This is a genomic window from Mycobacterium sp. NS-7484, from assembly GCF_001953975.1.
Taxonomy (GTDB): Bacteria; Actinomycetota; Actinomycetes; order Mycobacteriales; family Mycobacteriaceae; genus Mycobacterium.
The window spans coordinates 22,690-43,735 of record NZ_MBEJ01000126.1; the positions used below are offsets into that span (position 1 = coordinate 22,690).

At 65.7% G+C, this 21,046-nt stretch carries 2 protein-coding genes (1 of these 2 cut by a window edge); both read right to left on the reverse strand.

Annotated elements, in window-relative coordinates; translation table 11 throughout:
* Complete coding sequence (locus A5733_RS22575; RefSeq protein WP_076241735.1) at positions 1–13,470, reverse strand: non-ribosomal peptide synthetase; 13,470 nt, start codon at positions 13,468–13,470, stop codon at positions 1–3.
* Positions 13,467–21,046, reverse strand: the 3' end of a protein-coding gene (locus A5733_RS28010; protein WP_076241736.1) for a non-ribosomal peptide synthetase. It continues 11,977 nt past the right edge of the window; 7,580 of the gene's 19,557 nt are visible here — the last part of the coding sequence; its start codon lies beyond the right edge, outside the window; it ends in the stop codon at positions 13,467–13,469. Before A5733_RS28010 ends, A5733_RS22575 begins: the two co-directional genes overlap by 4 nt.

A 21,046-nucleotide genomic window follows, 5' to 3' on the forward strand; every position in this document is an offset into this window, starting at 1 on the left:
CTAACCGTTCTCCAGCGAAAGCTTGAGCAGGTTGCCGTATTGGCGCAGCGACGCGCCGGTGAACATCTCGTAGTGCGTGCAGTCCACCGGATGGGCCGTGATGTTGCCGGTGACGAACGGTCGCCAGCTCTGCAGGTGAGAGCGGACCGCCGCACGGTTGCGCATTCTCCGCCACCGTGACCGGATTGTCGTACCCGCGTTGTCGCCAGGCCGCTGACTTGAGGCGGAGAAGATCACGACGTCGCCGTCGAAGACCTCGGGTTCATGGTCGAGCAGTCGCAACTGGTTCGCGGTGAGGCTCTTGACCATGAACTCGACCAGCGCCCTGGGCGGCGGGACGAATCCCGAATCCCTGTGTTGCTCGGCCATCTTTTCCACCCGTCGATAGCCAAGTGGCCGCCGATGCGTCGGGACCTCAATGTGGTTGGAGCCCAACATATATTCAAGTACCAGCCCCTCGGCCAGCGCGTGGTTCTTCGCCACCGTGCGGTAACCGCCGACCCGCAATCCTCGTGCTTTGTTCAGGTTGAGGGCCGCATCCATGAGGATCAGTCGTTGCACCTCGCAGCCGCGGCGCTGTAGCTCGATGGCCACCTCGTGCGCGACAACTCCACCGAAGGACCAGCCGAGAAGCTGGTACGGCCCCTCCGGATGGAGGGCTTGCAGCCGGTCGGCATATTGTTCGGCCATGTGCCGGATCGTCACCGGCTCGGATTCGTCGTCGTGTGGGACCTGGTTGAGGCCAGTGATCGGACCATCAAGGTATTCGCCTAGCGCCCGGTACGACCAGCTCAAGCCGAAACCATCGTGAATGCACCACAACGGCACGCCCGCACCATCCTTGAGCACATCGACCGGCACCACTTCCTGCTCGCTGTCGGCTCTCCCCACCTGTCGCGCCAGGCTCCGCACCGACGGTGCGTCGAACATGACGCGCACCGCCAGCTGGGTGTCCAGTGCTTTGTTGATCGCGGCGACCGCTCGCATGGCCGACAGCGAATCTCCGCCCAGATCGAAGAAGGAATCGTCGATGCTGACGCGGTCCAACCCGAGCACCTCCGCGTAGACGCCGGCCAGGATCTGCTCTGTGGGAGTCCCGGGTGCCTGATAAACACCCAGCCGGTACTCCGGCGCGGGTAATGCCCTGGTATCGAGCTTTCCGCTAGACGTCAGCGGCAGCGCATTCACGACCACCACCGCGGCCGGAACCAGATAGGCGGGCAGACGTTCTGCCAAGTCCGCCCTCAGTCGCTCCGGATCAACCGTGCCGCTGGTTGTTTCCGTGGCGTAGGCAACCAGTCGCTTGTCGCCCGGTCGATCCTCACGCACGATCACCGCAGCCTGATCCACTCCAGCCATACCGGCCAAAACTGCTTGTATCTCCCCCAACTCAACGCGATACCCACGAATCTTGACCTGCTCATCAGCCCGACCCAGATACTGCAACTGCCCATCAGCACCCCACCGCACCACATCCCCGGTGCGATACATCCGCGTCCCCGGCCCACCGAACGGACACGCCACAAACCGCGATCCCGTCAGATCCGACCGCCCGAGGTACCCACAGGCCACTCCGCGACCTGCCACGTACAACTCGCCCGTCACCCCCGCAGGCACCGGACGCAACCACTGGTCGAGCACGAACAACGCCGCCGTCGACACCGGAGCACCGATCGGCACCACACCCGACGCGGGCACCAGCGGAGCACTCATCGACGCATACACCGTCGCCTCGGTCGGCCCGTAGGCGTTGATCACGACTCGGTCCGGCGCCCACCGATCCACCACGTCGGACGAGCAGGCTTCACCACCGAGCAACAACGCAACCGACTCCAAACCTTCCGGGGCGAGCGCCGCCACCGCGGACGGGGTTTGGGTCAACACGTTGACCTGCTGCGCCACCAGGAAGTCATGGAATTCTGCCGGCGAGGCGGCCACGTCTTCGGGCACCACGACCAGCCGACCACCGGTGAGGAGCGCAGCCCAGATCTCCCACACGGAGAAATCGAAAGCGTACGAATGACATTGTGTCCAGACCTGCTTCGCCGGCAGTCCGGTCGGCATCGACGCGGCCAGATGAGCCAGGCTGTGGTGGCTGATCGCGACGCCCTTGGGTGTACCGGTGGTGCCGGACGTGTAGATCAGATAAGCGATATCCGAAGCCGACGCCGGCGGTACCGCCGTCGTGGGGTAACCGGCGATCTCGGCGCTGCCGATGTCGATGACCGGCAGGGCGAATCCCGCCAGCCGGCCGGCCGCGGCCGCCGTGGTGATCGCGACCGCCGGCATCGAGTCACCGATCATGAACTGCACACGGGCATCGGGCAGGGCCGGGTCGATCGCCAGGTACGCTGCCCCCGTCTTCAGTACCGCCAGCATCGCAATGATCGCCTCGGCACTGCGGCTGAACAGGAGTGCCACGCACATGCCCGCCCCGACACCTCGGTCGATCAACAGGTGAGCCAACTGATTCGAGGCCTCATCCAACTCTCGGTAGGACATCGAGCCGCCGGTGAAACTCAGTGCCGTGGTCTCGCGAGAGTGGGCGACCTGATGGGCGAACAGCTCCGGTACCGACTTCGCGGGGACCGACTCGGTCAACGACTTCCAGTTGCCGACCTCTTCGACGAAGGATTGCTCCGCCCCATCGAGCAGGTCCACCGACGAGACCGCCCGGTCCGGATCGACGATCAGCGCCTGCACGACGCGCCGCAACCGATCGACGAGTACCCGGATGCCGGCCGCGTCGAACACGTCCGTGCGAAACTCGACCATTCCGCCGATCCCCGCGGGTTCACCCGCCGGGCTGAAGCGCTCTTCGAGAGAGAAGGCCAAATCCATTCGCGCAGAATGGGTATCAGCCGACAGTGGGCTGATCCGAACATCGTTCAGCAGCGAGACCGAAGCGGATTCCCCACTTTCTTTCACGGCGAAGTTCTGCCAGGCGAACAGTACCTGAATCAACGGATGGTGGGTGAGGCTGCGACTGGGGTTGAGCCGATCCACGAGCACCTCGAAGGGTACGTCCTGATGCTCATACGCGGCGAGGCTGCGGGCACGCACCTGTTCGAGCAACGCCGCAACGGTGGGATCACCACTCAGATCTACCCGCAGCACCAGCGTGTTGACGAAGAAGCCGACCAGATCTTCCAGCGCCGGGTCCCGCCGACCGGCGATCGGGAAGCCCACTGCCACATCGCTGCTCGCGCTCAGCTTCGACAACAGGATCGCCAAGGCTGCCTGCATCACCATGAAACTGGTGGCGTCATGCAGTCGAGCCAGTTGTGCGATTCCCTGCTGTAACTCCGCAGGCCAGTCCACTGCCACACTGGCACCTCGATGGTCGGCCACTTGCGGGTAGGGCCGGACGGTCGGCAATTCGAGCCGCTCGGGTAGCCCGGCCAACGCCTTTTCCCAATACGCCACCTGCGCGGAAATGACGCTGTCGGCGTCGCCCAGATCACCGAGATGTTCACGCTGCCACAGTGTGTAATCCACATACTGAACCGGCAACGGCTCCCACTCCGGAGCCAGTCCGGCGCAGCGGCAGGCGTAAGCCACCCCCAGATCACGCATCAACGGCCGGATCGATGATCCGTCGGCCGCGATGTGGTGCACCACCACCGTCAACACATGCTCATCGGCTCCGACGCGCAGAAGCTTTGCGCGCAGCGGAATCTCGGTTTCCAGGTCGAAGCTGTGCCCGACCTCGGCGCCGACTGTCTCGGTGATCCGCTCGACCGGCCAGTCTTCGGCGTCGACAACCTGCCAGTTGAAGTCCACTCGATCGACGGGCAGCACCACCTGCTGCGGAACACCGTCGGGTGCAGCGAACACCGTGCGCAAGCTCTCGTGACGACTCACCACATCACGCAGGGCACGCCCCAACGCCTCGGCGTCCAATGTCCCGCTGATCCGATATGCGGCCGGCATGTTGTACACCGGTGACGGTCCCTGCAACTGGTCCAAGAACCACAGCCGTTGCTGGGCATAGGACAACGGGACCACCGGCGGCCGCGCATATGCATGTAACGGCGGTCCGTCGTGTTGGGCGGCGTGGAGGCGGATCCATTCGGCCAGTGCGGCGACACTCGGCGCGTCGAACAATGCCTTGATCGGGATGTCGACCCTCAGCTCGAGCCTGATCCGGGCGATCAACCGGGTGGCAGACAGCGAATGCCCGCCCAGATCGAAGAAGCTGTCGTCGATACCGACGCGGCTGATCCCGAGAACCTCACCGAACAAGGACGCCAGCAACCGTTCCCGCTCGTCCCGCGGCGTCCGATAGGCCGTCCCACTGCTGAATTCGGGCGCCGGGAGCGCACGATGGTCGAGTTTGCCGTTGACCGTCAGCGGCAGGGAGTCCAACACCATGATCGCGGCCGGAACCATGTAGTCAGGCAAGCGGTCACCGGCGAAGGCGCGCAATTCGGCCACTCTCTCGATCGCCGCCGGATCGTTGACGTATGCGGCCAGCGATCCGACCGCGCTCTGCGGCAGGTAGACGTCCGCCAGGGTAGGGGGCGTGCCGGTCTCCACCACTGCGCGGGTGAGGATGACGTCGACGAGGCCGTCGGTCGGTGACCAGGTCACAGCCGTGCGGTAGCCCAGTTCTCGGCCCAGCCGGTGACACTCGTGTGGCAACACTGCCTCGGCACAAGACCTTGCGCGGCTATGCAATTCACCGACAGTCAACCGGTCCCCCGGTTCCGCCAGTGCGTGCGCCATCGCCACGTCCGACCAGATTCCGGCGTGGGGTACTCCCGTGACACGCAGCTCGGAGGGCCGTTGTGTCCGTAGATGCCGCTCCAGTCCTGCCAGGCTGCCGAAACGCTCCCACGGTTCGGACGGCAGGTGGGCGACCGAGTACACCGGTGCCGGCCCCTTGCGCAGCACGACCTCGTAGCGATACCGACTCAGCTCGTTGACCGCGCGCATCTCCTTGAGCTGTAACTCGACCGCCGTGACGTCGGGCAGGTGCTCGGGTAGCGCAACGAAAAACTCTGGTGCCAGCAGCAGTTCCTGCTCTGCGAGCATCTCCCGGCGGACCCTCTCCGCCACCGCGGCACCGTCCTCGTCGCCGCTGCTGTCGGCGCACACCACTCCGGTGGTGAACGCCCGCAGCAAAGACAAGTGCCGCACGTCGCCGAGGAACAACGCTCCACCTGGCGCCAGGGCCCGCATGGCGATGGCCAGCACGTCCAAGAGGTAACCCGCGCTGGGGAAGTACTGGATGACCGAGTTGAGCACCACCACGTCGAAATGTCCGGCCGGAAGGCCGTCTTCCGCATCGGCCGGCTGTACCCGTAACCGCACCCGGTCCGCCCATTGCTCACCGCTCACCCCGGCCTGCAGCGTCTGAATCGTCGGTGCGGAAAAGTCAGTGCCCCAATACTCGACACATTCGGGTGCCACCTGGGTGAGGAGGAGGCCGGAGCCGACGCCGATTTCTAACACCCGTTGCGGCCGCAGATTCAGGATCCGGTTCACCGTATCCGAGCGCCAATCGCGCATCTCGTCCAGCGGAATGGGATCTCCCGTGTAGCTGCTGTTCCAGCCGCCGAAATCCTCGCCCAGCTCCGTCGGTGCGCCTTCGGTGAAGGATTCACCTGTATACAAGTCTCCGTATACGCCTTGCCACTGTTCGACCAACGCGATCTCCCGTGCCGGCTCGCGGACCAACATCCTCTCTTTGTCGAGCACGACGTAACTCACCAACTGCTTCTCGCCGGTGGTCGAGGCGGACGCGTGGGCGACAGTCACCGCCTGGGCCACCCGCGGCTCGGCGGTCAGCACGGCCGTGATCTCGCCGAGTTCGATGCGATAGCCGCGAATCTTGACCTGTTCATCGGCGCGGCCGCCGTAGTACAGCTGTCCGTCAGAGCCCCACGACACCAGATCACCGGTTCGGTACATCCGGGCTCCCGGAATGCCGAAGGGGCAGGCCACAAAGCGCGATCCGGTCAGACCGGGCCGTCGCACATAGCCGACTCCCACACCTCGTCCGGCCACATACAACTCGCCGACCACCCCTTGCGGCACGGGGCGCAGGAACCGATCGAGCACGAACAATGCCGCACCCGGCACCGGCAGACCGATCGGCACTGCCCCGCTGCCGACCTGCAACGGAGCGCTGACCGTGGCGTACACCGTGGTCTCGGTCGGCCCGCAACCGTTGAGCATCACCCGACCCGGCGCCCACCGATCCACCACCTCGCGCGGGCACGCCTCGGCAGCGACGATCAGGGTCGCCGACTCCAGACCGGTCGGGGAAAGCATCCCGACCGCCGACGGGGTCTGGCTCAGCACCGTCACCTCTTCGGCGATCGCCAATGCGTGTAGTTCCTGTGGTGAGCGTGTCGTCTGTTCGGGCACCACCACCAAGCGGCTGCCATGCAGCAAGGCGCCCCAGATCTCCCACACCGAGTAGTCGAAGGCCAATGACGAGCATGCCGACCAAACCTGGTGCGGCCCCATCTCCAGGCCCGCAAAGTGACCGTCGAAGAGCCGGGTCACATTTTGATGCGTGACGGCAACGCCTTTGGGGCGGCCGGTGGTACCGGAGGTGTAGATCACGTACGCCAGGTCTTCGGGGGCAGGGTCGGTCAAAGCGGTCGACGGCTGCGCATCGATGCGCGGATCGTGGACATCGATGACGGTGAAGGCGCCATCGTCGAGTCGGTCGGCCAGATCAGCGGTCGTGACCGCCGCGACCGGACGGCAATCGGCCAGCATAAACTGCACCCGCCCCTGCGGGTGAGCCGGATCGATCGGCAGATACGCCGCTCCGGTCTTGAGAATCCCCAGGATCGACACGATCGCCCGAGCGGACCGGGCCATCAGCAACGCCACATACTGTCCGGGGCCCACGCCATCATCGATCAGCATGTGCGCCAACCGATTCGACGCCTCATCCAATTCGAGGTATGTCCACGACCGGCCCTCGAACCGGAGTGCCACCGCCTCCGGTGCGCGGTCCACCTGCGCGGCGAACAATGCCGGGATCGACGCCGTCGCCACCGGCCCGCTCAGTACGTCACGATGGCCGAGGATGTCCAGCCGAGCACACTCGGCAGGATCGACCACGCCCACCGAGGACAGCCGACGCGAGGGATCCGAGGTCATCACCGTCAACACCCGCTGCAACCGTCCGACCAGCGTTTCGATGGTCACCGCATCGAAGACATCGGTCCGGAATTCCACCGTCCCCCAGATTCCCGCCGGCGCACCGGACTCCGTCCAATGCTCGCGCAGGAAGAACACGAGATCCATTCGGGCCGAGTGGGTCTGCGCGGCCAGCGGCGCGGCCTGCACGTCGCCGAGGGCGAGGGCTGCCGACGGGTCACCATCCAGACCGGGGAAGTTCTGCCAGGCAAACATGGTCTGGATCAACGGGTGATGGGTCAGGCTACGGGTCGGATTGAGCCGCTCCACCAATACCTCGAACGGCACATCCTGGTTCTCGTACGCGGCCAGGCTGCGGGCCCGTACCTGCTCCAAAAGTTCGGCGACGGTCGGATCCCCGGCCAGATCCACTCGCAACACCAACGTGTTGACGAAGAAACCGACCAGTTCGTCCAGCGCCGGATCACGCCGGCCGGCGATCGGGAATCCCACGGCCACATCGGTGTTCGCGCTCAGGCGGGACAGCAGCAGCGACAATGCGGCCTGCACCACCATGAAACCGGTCGCGTTGTGCTCGCGTGCCACCCGCGCCACCTGCTCTTGCAGTGCGGCCGGCCAATCGATGGCAACACTGGAGCCCCGATAATCGGCCACCGGTGGATAGGGCCGATCTGTCGGCAACTCCAACAACTCCGGCAACCCGGACAACTCCCGCTCCCAGTAGGCCACCTGGGCAGCGATCGGGCTGTCCGCATCGGTCAGGTCCCCAAGATGATCCCGCTGGCACAGGGTGTAGTCCACGTATTGCACCGGCAGCGGTACCCAGTCGGGGGCATGGCCTGCGCTGCGGGCGGCATAGGCCATCCCCAGATCACGTACCAGCGGCCCGATGGACCAGCCGTCGGCGGCGATATGGTGCACCACCGCAACCAGCACGTGTTCGCCGTCGGCAACCCGGAATACCATGGCCCGCAACGGGATCTCGGTCGCCAGGTCGAAGTTGTGGCCGACTTCGGCAGTCACCGCCTCGGTCAACCGCGCTACCGGCCAGTCACCGGCGTCGACGATGCGCCAGCCGAAATCAGCCTGCTCTGCGGGTACCACCACCTGCCGGGGCACCCCTTCGGCTGCCGGGAACAGCGTGCGCAGACTCTCGTGCCGGCCGACCACGTCGGCGAGCGCTGCCCGCAACGCCGCGGTATCCAGCGCCCCACTGATCCGGTACGCGGTGGGCATGTTGTAGGTGGCGACCTCGCCCTCGATTCGGTTGACGAACCACATCCGGTTCTGGGCGTAGGACAACGGCACCACGTCGGGTCGTGGCCGCGCCACCAACGCCGGCAACCCGCCCGAGCCGGCGCCGATCCGCGGTGCCAACCCGGCGACGGTGGGTGCATCGAACAGGGTGCGTACCGCCAACTCTGCATCCAGGCTGGTATTGATCGCGGCAATCAACCGCATGGCCGACAGGGAATCTCCTCCCAGCTCGAAGAAGGAGTCGTCGATCCCGACCCGCGGCAGTCCGAGCACCTGTGCATAGATGCCGACCAGAATCTCCTCCACCGCGGTGGTCGGCGCCCGATAGCGATCAACGTCGGAGTAATCCGGTGCGGGCAATGCCCGTTTGTCCAGCTTGCCGTTCACCGTCAACGGCAACGCCTCCAACACCATCACGGCCGCAGGGACCATATAACCTGGCAACCGCTGCACCAGGCGAGTCCGCACGTCATTGAGATCGGCGGTGGCGCTGGTTGTTTCGGTAACATAACCAACCAGTCGCTTGTCACCCGGTCGATCCTCACGCACGATCACCGCAGCCTGATCCACTCCAGCCATACCGGCCAAAACTGCTTGTATCTCCCCCAACTCAACGCGATACCCACGAATCTTGACCTGCTCATCAGCCCGACCCAGATACTGCAACTGCCCATCAGCACCCCACCGCGCCACATCCCCGGTGCGATACATCCGCATCCCCGACCCACCGAACGGACACGCCACAAACCGCGACGCGGTCAGAGGACTGCGACGCACATAGCCGACACCGACCCCATGGCCCGCCACATACAGTTCGCCCACCACTCCCGTCGGCACCGGACGCAACCACCGATCGAGCACGAACAACGCCGCCGTCGACACCGGCACACCGATCGGCACCACACCGGATCCGGGCACCAGCGGGGCGCTTATGGTCACGCCCATAGTTGTTTCAGTCGGGCCGTAGGCGTTGACCATCACCCGGCCCGGTGCCCACCGATCCACCACCTCGGGCGCACATGCCTCACCGGCCACCATCAAAGCCGTCGACTCCAGGCCTTCGGTCGAAAGCATGGCCGCCGCCGAAGGAGTCTGGGTCAATACGCTGATTCGTTCGGCCACGAGAAGATCGTGGAAATCCTCCGCGGAGGCCACCACCGACTCGGGTACCACGACCAACCGACCACCGTGCAAGAGCGCGCCCCAGGTCTCCCACGCCGAAACATCGAACGCCAGAGAATGGCACAGGGGCCAGGCGCCGCCCAGAGGTACACGAAGTCCGGACAGCATCAGTTGGGTGATGTTGTGGTGGGTGATGGCTACTCCCTTCGGCACACCGGTGGTGCCGGAGGTGTAGATGACGTAGGCGACGTCGTCGGGTGACGGCGCCGGTAAGGCGGCGCTCGACCTCGAATCGATTCTGGGATCGTCGACGTCGATGACCGGCACGCCGTGGCCGAGCAAGCGGTCGGCCAATCCACTGTTGGTGATCACCGCAATCGGCGCAGCATCAGCGAGCACGAATTCGATCCGGGCGTCGGGATGCACCGGATCGATCGGCAGGTAGGCCGCACCTGACTTCAGCACCGCGAGGATCGACACAACCGCCTTGTCAGATCGCTCCAAGAGCACGGCTACGCAATTGCCGGGCCCGGCACCATGTTCGATCAGTTCGTGCGCCAATCGGTCTGACGCCTCATCCAGTTCCCGGTAGGTCATCGAGTGCCCGGCAAACGTCACCGCGAGCGCCCCGGGGGCCTTGGCGACCTGCCGGGCGTACACGGCTGGAACCGATGCCGGCTGCATCGGTGTCACCAGCACCGCCCGGTTACTGACCGCATCCAACCGCACCTGATCAGACTCGTCGAGCAGGTCGACCGACGACCACCGCCGCGTCGGGTCGGCGGTCATCGCCGTCACGACCCGCTGCAATCGGGCGATCAGGTTTTCGATACTGGCCCGGTCGAAGACATCCGTGCGGAACTCCACGTTCCCGCCGATGCCGGCGGCGGCTCCGGAGTCGTCAAAACGCTCTCCCAGGGAGAACACCAGATCCATTCGGGCCGTGCGGGTGTCCACCGGCAGTGCCGTTACCTGCGCATCGCCCAGCACTGCCGCGGCGGTCGGATCATCGCCGAAGTTCTGCCAGGCCAAGGTGACCTGCACAAGGGGGTGATGAGTCAGGCTGCGGGTGGGGTTTATCCGGTCCACCACCACCTCGAACGGCACATCCTGGTGTTCGTAGGCGGCCAGGGCCTGCCCACGGACCTGGGCCAGCAGATCGGCGACGGTGGGATCTCCGTCGAGATCCACCCGTAGTACCAGCGTGTTGACGAAGAACCCGACCAGCCCGTCGAGTGCTGGATCACCCCGCCCGGCGATCGGAAACCCCACTGCCACATCAGTACTGGAACTGAGCGTACCCAGCAGCATCGCCAATGCGGTCTGCACGACCATGAAACTGGTGGCGTCGTGTTCCCGTGCCACCCGAGCGATCTGTCGCTGAACCTCGGCCGGCCATTGCACCTCTACGGTAGCGCCGCGGAAATCGGCCACCGGCGGATAGGGCCGATCCGTCGGCAGCTCCAATCGCTCGGGCAGCCCCGCCAGCGCGGCCTGCCAGTATGCGGTCTGCCGAGAGATGCGACTGTCGCCGTCATCCAGATCACCGAGGAAGTTGCGTTGCCACAACGCATAATCCACGTACTGGACAGGCAGCGGCGCCCACTCCGGCGGGTGGCCCGCGCATCGGCTGACGTACGCCGTCCGCAGATCCGTCACCAACGGCGTCACCGACCACCCGTCGGCGGCGATGTGGTGCACCACGACGACCAGGACATGACTTTCCTCGGCGACGCGGAACAACGTGACCCGCAAAGGAATCTCGGCAGCCAAGTCGAAAGTGCGGGCCTGGGCCGCGTCGATCGCCGCCGCCAGTTGCGCCGCCGACCAGTCACGCCCGTCGATGACCTGCCAGCCGAAGTCGGCCTGCTCGGCCGGCATCACCACTTGCTGCGGTACTCCCTCGACCGCCGCGAACAGGGTGCGCAGGGTTTCCTGCCGCCCGACGACGTCGGCGAACGCCCGGCCCAGAGCCGCGGCATCCAGCCGCCCGTCGATACGCAGTGCCGCCGCCATGTTGTAAATGGCCGAGGGGCCCTGCAATTGGTCGAGGAACCACAGGCGCTGCTGCGCGTAGGACAACGGCAGCACGGCGGGGCGGTCGGCCGCGACCAACGGTTCGCGCCCGCCTGAGCCGGTGCCGACGCGAGTTGCCAACTGTGCCACCGTGGGCGACTCGAACACCGCCCGCACTGCGACATCGGCATTCAGGCTGGTGTTGATCGAGTTGACCACCCGGGTTGCCGACAGCGAATCACCGCCGAGGTCGAAGAACGAGTCGTCGACACCGACGCGGGTGAGTCCGAGTATCTCGGCGTAGATGCCGACCAGGATTTCCTCGACCGCAGTGCTCGGCGCCCGGTAGGAATCTGCATCGACGTATTCCGGCGCAGGCAAAGCGCGTTTGTCCAGCTTCCCGTTGACGGTCAACGGGAGCGCGTCGAGTACCACCACCGTCGCCGGCACCATGTAGGACGGCAACCGCTCGGCCAACGCGGCACGTATCGCCCCGCAATCGACTGCCGTCGGGGCGGTTTCGGTGACATAGCCGACCAGACGCTTGTCTCCGAGGTTGTCCTCACGGGCGATCACCGCCGCTTGGTCGACACCCGGTAGACCGGCCAGCGCCGATTGAACCTCACCGAGTTCGATGCGATAGCCGCGGATCTTGACCTGTTCATCGGCCCGGCCCAGGTATTCCAACTGGCCGTCGACGCCCCACCGCACCAGGTCGCCCGTGCGGTACATCCGCGCCCCCGGCCCACCGAACGGGCAGGCCACGAAACGGGCGGCGGTCAGCCCGCTGCGGTGCACATAACCGACTCCCACACCACGGCCGGCGACGTACAACTCCCCGACCACGCCCACCGGCACCGGGGAAAACCATTGATCGAGTACGAACAACGCCGCACCGGGCACCGGGCCCCCGATGGGGACGACTCTGGTCGCCCCGTCCTCTGTCCCGTCCAGTGGAGCACTGATCGTGGCATACACCGTCGTCTCGGTCGGTCCATAGGCGTTGATCGTCAACCGATCACCCGACCACCGGTCGACCAACTCCGGCGGACACGCCTCGCCTGCCACCACCAGCGCAACCGATTCCAAACCCTCCGGTGCGATCATCCCGGCGGCCGAGGGCGTCTGACTCAACACCGTGACGTGCTCGGTCACCAGCAAGTCGTGCAGGTCGTGGGGCGATCGCGCCACATGCTCGGGCACCACGACCAGACGGCCCCCGTGCAACAGGGCACCGAAGATGTCCCACACCGAGACGTCGAACACCAGCGAGTGCCACTGCGTCCAGACATGGTCCGGGCCGGCCAAGACCGGATCCACCGACTCGATCAACTGAGTGACGTTCTGATGAGTGATCGCCACCCCTTTCGGGACACCGGTGGTGCCCGAGGTGTAGATGACATAGGCGAGGTCGTCGGCAGCTGCTCCAGGCAGTCCGCTGACCGGATAACTGTCGATCCGGGAATCGTCGACGTCGATGACCACCAACTCGATGCTGTCCAGCCGCGAGGCCAGCTCAGCGGAAGTCAACGCAACGATCGGCGCGGCGTCGTCGATCATGAACGTCATCCGTGCATCGGGCAGACCTGGGTCGATGGGCAGATAGGCTGCCCCAGATTTCAGCACGGCCAAGATCGACACGATCGCCTGCAGAGAGTGTTCCAGTAACAGCGCGACGAATTCACCGGGGCCGACACCCAGTCCGATCAACGAGTGCGCCAACTGGTTCGATGCCTCATCGAGTTCCCGGTAGGTCATCGTTCGGCCGTCACAGGTGACTGCAGCTGCCTCCGGCGCGCGAGTCACCTGCTCAGCGAACAGAGCCGGAATCGACGCGGGAGCCACCGGTGCGGTCAGCACCGCACGGTTGCCCATCTCGAACAGCCCGGCATGCTCGTCCTCGTCGAGGAAATCCAGCGACGACAGCCGCCGACTCAGATCAGCGGTCATGACAGCCCCTCCACCTCGGCGGTCATCGCCACCAAAACCCGACGTAACCGTTCAACCAACCGCTCAACGCTTCTCGCGTCGAATACATCGCTGCGAAACTCCACCGTGCCTCCAATCCCGGCCGGTTCGCCGGTTGAGCTCCACCGTTCCCCCAGGGCGAAGGTGAGATCCGTTCGCGCTGTATGGGTTGCCGCGGTCATCGGAGTGACGCGTACGTCGCCCAGGGCCAGTCCGGCGGCGGGATCGGTGCTGTGCTGCCAGGCCAGGTTCTGCCACGACAGGATCACCTGCACCAGCGGGTGGTGGGTCAAGGACCGGGCCGGCCGGAGTCGATCGACGAGCACCTCGAACGGCACGTCCTGATGCTCCAAGGCGGCCAGACCGCGTTGCCGTACCTGGTCGAGCAACTCGGCAACGGTGGGGTCACCGCCCAGGTCGACCCGAAGGACCAGGGTGTTGACGAAGAAGCCGACCAGGTCGTCCAGTGCCGGGTCGGTACGCCCGGCGACGGTGATCCCCACCGCCACATCCGAAGTGGCGCCGAGCTTCGACAGCAGTAGCGCCAGCGCAGCCTGGACCACCATGAAGCTGGTGGCATTGTGCTGCCGCGCCACCGCGGTGACCCTTTGCTGCAAGTCGGCCGGCCAGTCCACCGCCACACTGGCGCCGCGGTAGTCGGCCACGGCCGGGTAGGGCCGATCTGTGGGTAGCTGCAGCCGCTCGGGCAGGCCGGCCAGTGCTTCTCGCCAGTAATTCAACTGTGCAGCGATGCGGCTGCCACCGTCGGTGAGCTCGCCGAGATGCTCGCGCTGCCACAAGGCGTAATCGGCGTACTGCACCGGCAGCGGAGTCCAGGCCGGCTCCCGACCCTCACAACGACGGGCGTAGGCCGCGCCCAGATCAGCCACCAGTGGAGTGACCGACCAACCGTCGGCAGCGATATGGTGCACCACGGCCGCGAGCACATGTTCGTTCTCGGCGACCTCGAAAAGGGTGGCCTGTAAAGGTATTTCGTCGGCCAGTCGGAAGGGGTGGCGCGCCACCGCGCCGATCTCCTCTGTCAACCGGTCATCTGACCATCGGGAGGCGTCGACGACCCGCCAACGCAGCTGGGCATCCTCGGGTGCCACGACCGTCTGCTGCGGTATCCCATCCGAAACCGTGAACAGTGTGCGCAGGCTCTCATGTCGGCCGACGACATCCGTCAGCGCTTGACCGAGCGCCCCCACGTCCAGATCGCCGCTCAGCCGCAGCGCGACGGCCATGTTGTAGACCGGCGACGGCCCCTGCAGCTGATCGAAGAACCACAACCGTTGCTGCGCATAGGACAACGGGATGAAGTCGGGGCGGGTAACCGCCCGAAGGGCAGGACGGGCTCCGTCGCACTGATGTCGCTCCAGGTACTCCGCGAGGCTTGCGGCGGTCGGCGCGTCGAACAGGTACCGCACCGGCACCTCGCGGCCCACCGCCGACTGCAGCCGTGCACTGACCCGAGTCGCGGTCAACGAATCTCCGCCCAAGGCGAAGAAGTCGTCATCGAGACCGACCTGCTCAAGACCGAGCACGTCGGCGAATGCCTGGGTGATCGCCTTTTCGATCGGTGTCTGTGGCGCCCGGAAGGCGGTAGCGGCAAACACCGGTTCGGGCAACGCTTTACGGTCGATCTTTCCCGAGGTGGTGAGCGGGAACTCCTCCAGCACCATGATCTGACTCGGCACCATGTACTCGGGGAGCCGTTCTGCCAACCACTGGCGTACCACGCTGACCTTGCTGTTGGCATCGGGATCGTTGGCGTAAGAGCTTCGCTGCCGGCTACCGGGACGCGGCACATAGAGATCTGTGAGTACCCCTGCGGCCGCCGCGCCTTCCTCTGAAATGAAGACCGCATCGACGGTGCCCGGCTGAGCGCCCCAGGTCACCGCGACCCGATATCCCGCGGCCTCGCCCAATCGGTAAATCTGCTCGGGCGTGACCGGGTCAGCCGGGGCGGTCACCTCGGTCAGCGGGAGGCCAGCGGCCAAAGCCTGTTCAGCCATCACGTCGGCAATCACGCCGTCCCGCGGAATCGCGATGACGCGCACCATGTTCGGGCGTTGCGACGTCAACTCGACATGCAGCCCACTCAACCCCGCGCAGTCGCTCCACACCCACGCTGGGGCGGTCGCCGGCGAGCACATCTGCACCGGCGCCTTGTGGATGACGACGTCGTAGCGGTAGTGGGTCAGCTCATTCGCGGATTCACCGCGTTTGACCTGGATGTCCAAACCGGCCACGACCGAGTTCTCTGCCGCCCAGGTGGTGAAGAACTCTGGCGCCAAGAGCAATTCCGGATCACCGAGCAGTGCTCGCTGGACCCGCTGGCGGATATCGTCAGGGTCTTCGCTCGCGTTCCGGGCCAGTGCCACCCCGGTCTGGAAAGCACCTTGCAGACTGTGGTTGCGTACGTCGCCGAGGAACAGCCGGCCGCCGGGTGCCAAGAGTTCGACAGCTTTGCCGATGACCTCGGACAGATATGCGGCATTGGGGAAGTACTGAACGACCGAGTTGAGGACGATGGTATCGAAGTGATTCGCGCGCAGACCATCGGTCACGTGGGCCGGCTGGGCCAGTAGTTGCACGTGGTTCCGCCACGGAACCTGCATGCGCTCAAGCGAATCCGCCAAGGATTCCATTGCCACGGCCGACATGTCGGTGCCTACATACTGTTCACAGTGTGGCGCCACCTGCGACAGGATCAGACCTGAGCCCGCGCCGATCTCCAGCACGCGCCGCGGCCGCAGTGCCAGAATTCGATCCACGGTGGCCGAACGCCACTCCCGCATCTGCGCGAGCGGGATCGCCGCGCCGGTGTAGCTGCTGTTCCATCCTCGGAAATCGCTGCCGAACTCCGGAGTCTCGGCCTGCGCGTCGTACAGTTCGTCGTACATCTGCTGCCACTGATCGACGACTTCGGCATCGTGATCGGCCGTGCTGGACTGTTCCAGGGCGACATAGGCGACCAGATGATCAGCGGAGTCTCGGTGACACACCGCCGCAGCGGCCCGGCTCACCTGCGGACAGGCCAGCAGAGTGTTCTCGATCTCCCCCAACTCCAGCCGCTGCCCACGCAATTTGACCTGCGCATCAGCCCGACCGAGGTACTGCAGCTCCCCGCCCGGGGTCCACCGCACCAGGTCTCCTGTCCGGTACATCCGGTCGCCCGGATTGCCGAAGGGGTTGGCAACGAACCGATCCGCAGTGAGGTCCGATCGTCCGGCGTAACCCCGAGCCAACGGCATCCCGGCCAGGTACAGCTCGCCCACCACGCCGACCGGCACCGGCTGCAGCCGAGAATCGAGCACCAGCGCACACACCCCGGGAATCGGGGCACCGATGCCGACCGGTTGTCCCGCCGTCAACGGCGACGTACAGGTCGACCAGATGGTGGCTTCGGTGGGGCCATAGGCGTTGTACATGGACCGCCCCGGCGCCCAGGCGGCCACCAACTCCGGCGGGCAGGCCTCCCCGGCTGTGAGTAGGGTGTCCAGTCGCTCGGCCAACTGAGCGCGATCCAGAGTCGCCAGCACGGTCGGCGTGATCACTCCCGCATCGACCCGTTGGTCGTGCACGAGCGCCGTCAATGCCTCCCCGGCGTAGGAGTCCGGCGCTGCGATAACCGAAGCCGCTTGGCAGCCGACCGCCCAGATCATCTCGAAGACCGAGGCGTCGAAAGTCGGTGCAGCCACCATCAGCACCCGGGAAGGCCAGCCGGCATCGAACAGATTGCGTTGCGCGGCAGCCACACCCACCAATCCGGCGTGGCTGACTGCCACACCTTTGGGGGTACCGGTGGAACCTGACGTGAAGATGACATACGCAGCGTCGTCAGTGCTCAACGGTGCCGACCGGTCAGCGTCGGTGACCGGATCGGCCGACCAGTTCGATACGTCCAACTGATCGACGCATAGCACCGAACGGTCGCCGGCGCCGGCTACGGTGTCAGAGCCGTAGGTCAGCACGCAGGCCGCTTCGACGGTGTCCAAGACGGTCGCGACCCGGTCGGCCGGATGGGCACGGTCCACGGGCACGTACACACCACCGGCCTTGAGCACCGCCCACCAGGCCACCACCAACTCGGCAGACCGACCGATCGCCACCCCCACCGCGCGCTCGGGCCCGACTCCGGTTCCGATCAGCAACCGGGCCAACCGATTGGACCACTCGTCCAGTTCGCGATACGACAGCTGCCGTGACCCATCGATGACGGCCACCGCGTCGGGCGCGGCGGCCACCGCATCTTTGAGCAACTGATCGGCCGGCGCCACCGGCGCATCGACTCCAGAGCCAGACCAGCTGTGCAGCACCAGTTCTCGTTCATCCTGTCCGAGCAGGCCGACCTCGCCCACCACGACCGATGGATCGGTCACCACCGCCGTGACCACCCGGTCGAACCAGCCCACCAGCCGCTCGATGCTGGACCGCTCGAACAGATCCGTGGCATAGGTCAGCACTCCGGCAGCCATCGGCCCGCCGTCGCCAGGCACTTCGCGAATATCGAAATCCAGATCGAACTTGGCGGTCCGGGTGAGCACTGAGACCGGCTCGATGTCTGCGCCGTCGAGGGACACCTCCGGTAACACGTTGTTCTGGAACACCAACGCCACCTGGAACAACGGATGATGTGACGTCGAACGCGCTGGATTGAGCTGCTCCACCAACAGCTCGAACGGCACATCTTGATTGGCGTAGGCATCCAGCGCCTTCTGCTGTACCCGATCCAATACTTCGGTGAATCGCAAGCCGGGATTCACCTCTACGCGCAGCACCCAGGTGTTGACGAAGAACCCGACCAGATCGTTCAGTGCGGCATCCATTCGACCGGCGATGGCGGTACCCAACGCCACATCGTCACCGACGCCGGCCCGGTTCAGTACCACGGCGGCGAGCGCCTGCAGCATCATCGACGCTGTGGCGTGGTGTTCGGTCGCCACAGCCTTGAGCCCGGCCCACTGCTTCGCGCCGATGCGCAACTCCACGCCCTCACCGCGATAGCTCGGCACCGGCGGGCGCGGCCGATCCGTCGGCAGCGACACCACCTCCGGCAGGTCCGCCAGCTCGCGCCGCCAGTACGCCAGCTGCCCGGCGATCCGGCTGCCCTCGTCGGCCAGGTCGCCGAGATGCTCACGCTGCCACAGCGTGTAGTCGGCATACTGCACCGGCAGCGGCCTCCAATCCGGAGTCCGGCCGCCGTGGCGAGCCCCATAGGCCGCCGCCACATCGCGCACCATCGGTGCCATCGACCAACCGTCAAAAGCGATGTGGTGGAAGATGATCCCGAGTACATACCGGTCGGAATCGACCTTCCAGAGCCTGGCGCGAATCGGAGGCTCGGCGGACAGGTCGAACCGATATCCCGCCAGTGCCACCAACTCGGCGGTTACTTCATCCTCTTCCTCGACGGCCGACAGCGACACCATCGTCGGACCGCCCCGACGCCACATCCCAACCTGCGCGGGCAGCACCTGTTGTGATGGCACCCCGTCGACGTCGATGAACACCGTGCGCAGGGATTCGTGGCGGGCGATCACGTCGTCCAGCGCCGCGCCCAGTGCCTCGACGTCCAACGCACCGTTGATCCGGAACGCGATCGGCATGTTGTACGTGGCTGCGCCGTCTTCGAATCGGTTGAGGAACCAGAGTCGTTGCTGGGCATACGACAACGGGATGACGGCGGGGCGCGGTTGCGGGATCAACGGGTCCCGCCCGCCTGCGCCGGCGTCGACGCGGGGCGCCAGTCCGGCGACAGTTGGAGCATCGAACAGGGTCCGCACGGCCAGCTCGGTGTTCAAGGCGGTGTTCACCGCGGCGATCAGCCGCATCGCCGACAATGAATCGCCGCCGAGATCGAAGAATGAATCGTCGACGCCGACTCGATCCAAGCCGAGCACCTCGGCGAAGATGCCGGCCAGAACCTCTTCCCGGGGCGTGTCCGGAGCCCGGTACCGAGCCGTGTCGGTGTAATCCGGTGCCGGTAGGGCCCGCTTGTCGAGCTTGCCGTTGACCGTGAGCGGCAAGCCCTCGATCACGACCACAGCCGCAGGCACCATGTACGCGGGCAATCGCGTGCCGAGTTCGGCTCGAATCCCAGCGGGATCGACGGTCCCCGGAAGCATTTCGGTCACATAGCCGACCAGACGCTTGTCACCAGGGCGATCCTCTCGCGCGATCACCGCGGCCTGGTCGATTCCCTCGATACCGGCCAGAGCCGCCTCGATCTCGCCGAGTTCGATGCGATAGCCGCGGATCTTGACCTGCTCATCGGCGCGCCCGCCGTACCGCAACTGGCCATCGGCGCCCCACGACACCAGATCTCCGGTGCGATACATCCGCGCCCCAGGGCCACCGAACGGGCAGGCCACAAAACGCGAGGCGGTCAATCCGGTCCGACGCACATAACCCACCCCGACCCCACGGCCGGCCACATACAACTCTCCGACCACCCCCGGCGGCACCGGACGCAGGAACCGGTCCAACACAAACAACGCCGCGCCCGGAACGGGTAAACCGATCGGCACCACCCCACTGCCAGGCTCCAACGGAGCACTGACCGTGGCGTACACCGTGGTCTCCGTGGGACCGTAACCGTTGATCATCACCCGACCCGGCGCCCACCTATCCACTACCTGCGCCGGACACGCCTCGGCAGCCACCATCAGCGCTGCCACCGACTCCAGCGCCACCGGCGACAGCATCCCCACCGCCGAGGGGGTCTGACTCAACACCGTGACGCCCTCGTCGACCAGCAGCGCCTGCAACTCCTGCGCCGACCGAGTGGTGTGCTCGGGAACCACCACCAGGCGGCCGCCATGCAGCAGCGCTCCCCAGATCTCCCAGACCGAATAATCGAACGCCAGTGAGGAACACGCCGCCCACACTTGCTTTGGCACCAACGCCACACCGACATCCATGCCATCGAACAGCCGCGTCACGTTCTGGTGGGTCACCGCGACGCCCTTGGGCAGCCCGGTGGTCCCCGAGGTGTAAATGATGTGGGCGATATCGTCAGCAGCCGGCACCGGCAACGCCGTCGCCGGTCCGTCCCCGAGACGGGCATCGTCAACCTCGACCACCGGTACACCCCAACGCGCCACCCGCCCGGCCAGAGCGCCGGTGCTCAGCACCGCCACCGGTGCAGCGTCGGTCAACATGAACTCGACGCGCGCATCCGGATGAGCCGGATCGATCGGCAGATAAGCCGCACCGGTTTTCAACACCGCGAGGATCGACACGATCGCCTGCGCCGAGCGTTGCAGCATCAGCGCCACACACTGCCCGGGACCAGAACCCATACCGATCAGATGGTGCGCCAACCGATTCGACGCCACATCCAGCTCGCGGTACGACCACGACCGGCCCTCGAACCGCACCGCCACCGCCTCCGGCGACTGATCCACCTGGATGGCGAACAACCCCGGAATCGACGCCTCCACCGTCGGTGCGGTCAACGCCTGCCGATGACCAAGGACATCCAGACGCGCCACCTCGGCCGCATCGAGTACATCAACCGACGACAACAACCGCGACGGATCCCCCGTCA

What these genes read in the sequence shown, in the direction of transcription:
- A5733_RS22575 (WP_076241735.1), bottom strand. Translation starts at nt 13,470, where the DNA reads ATGACCGCTGATCTGAGTCGGCGGCTGTCGTCGCTGGATTTCCTCGAC.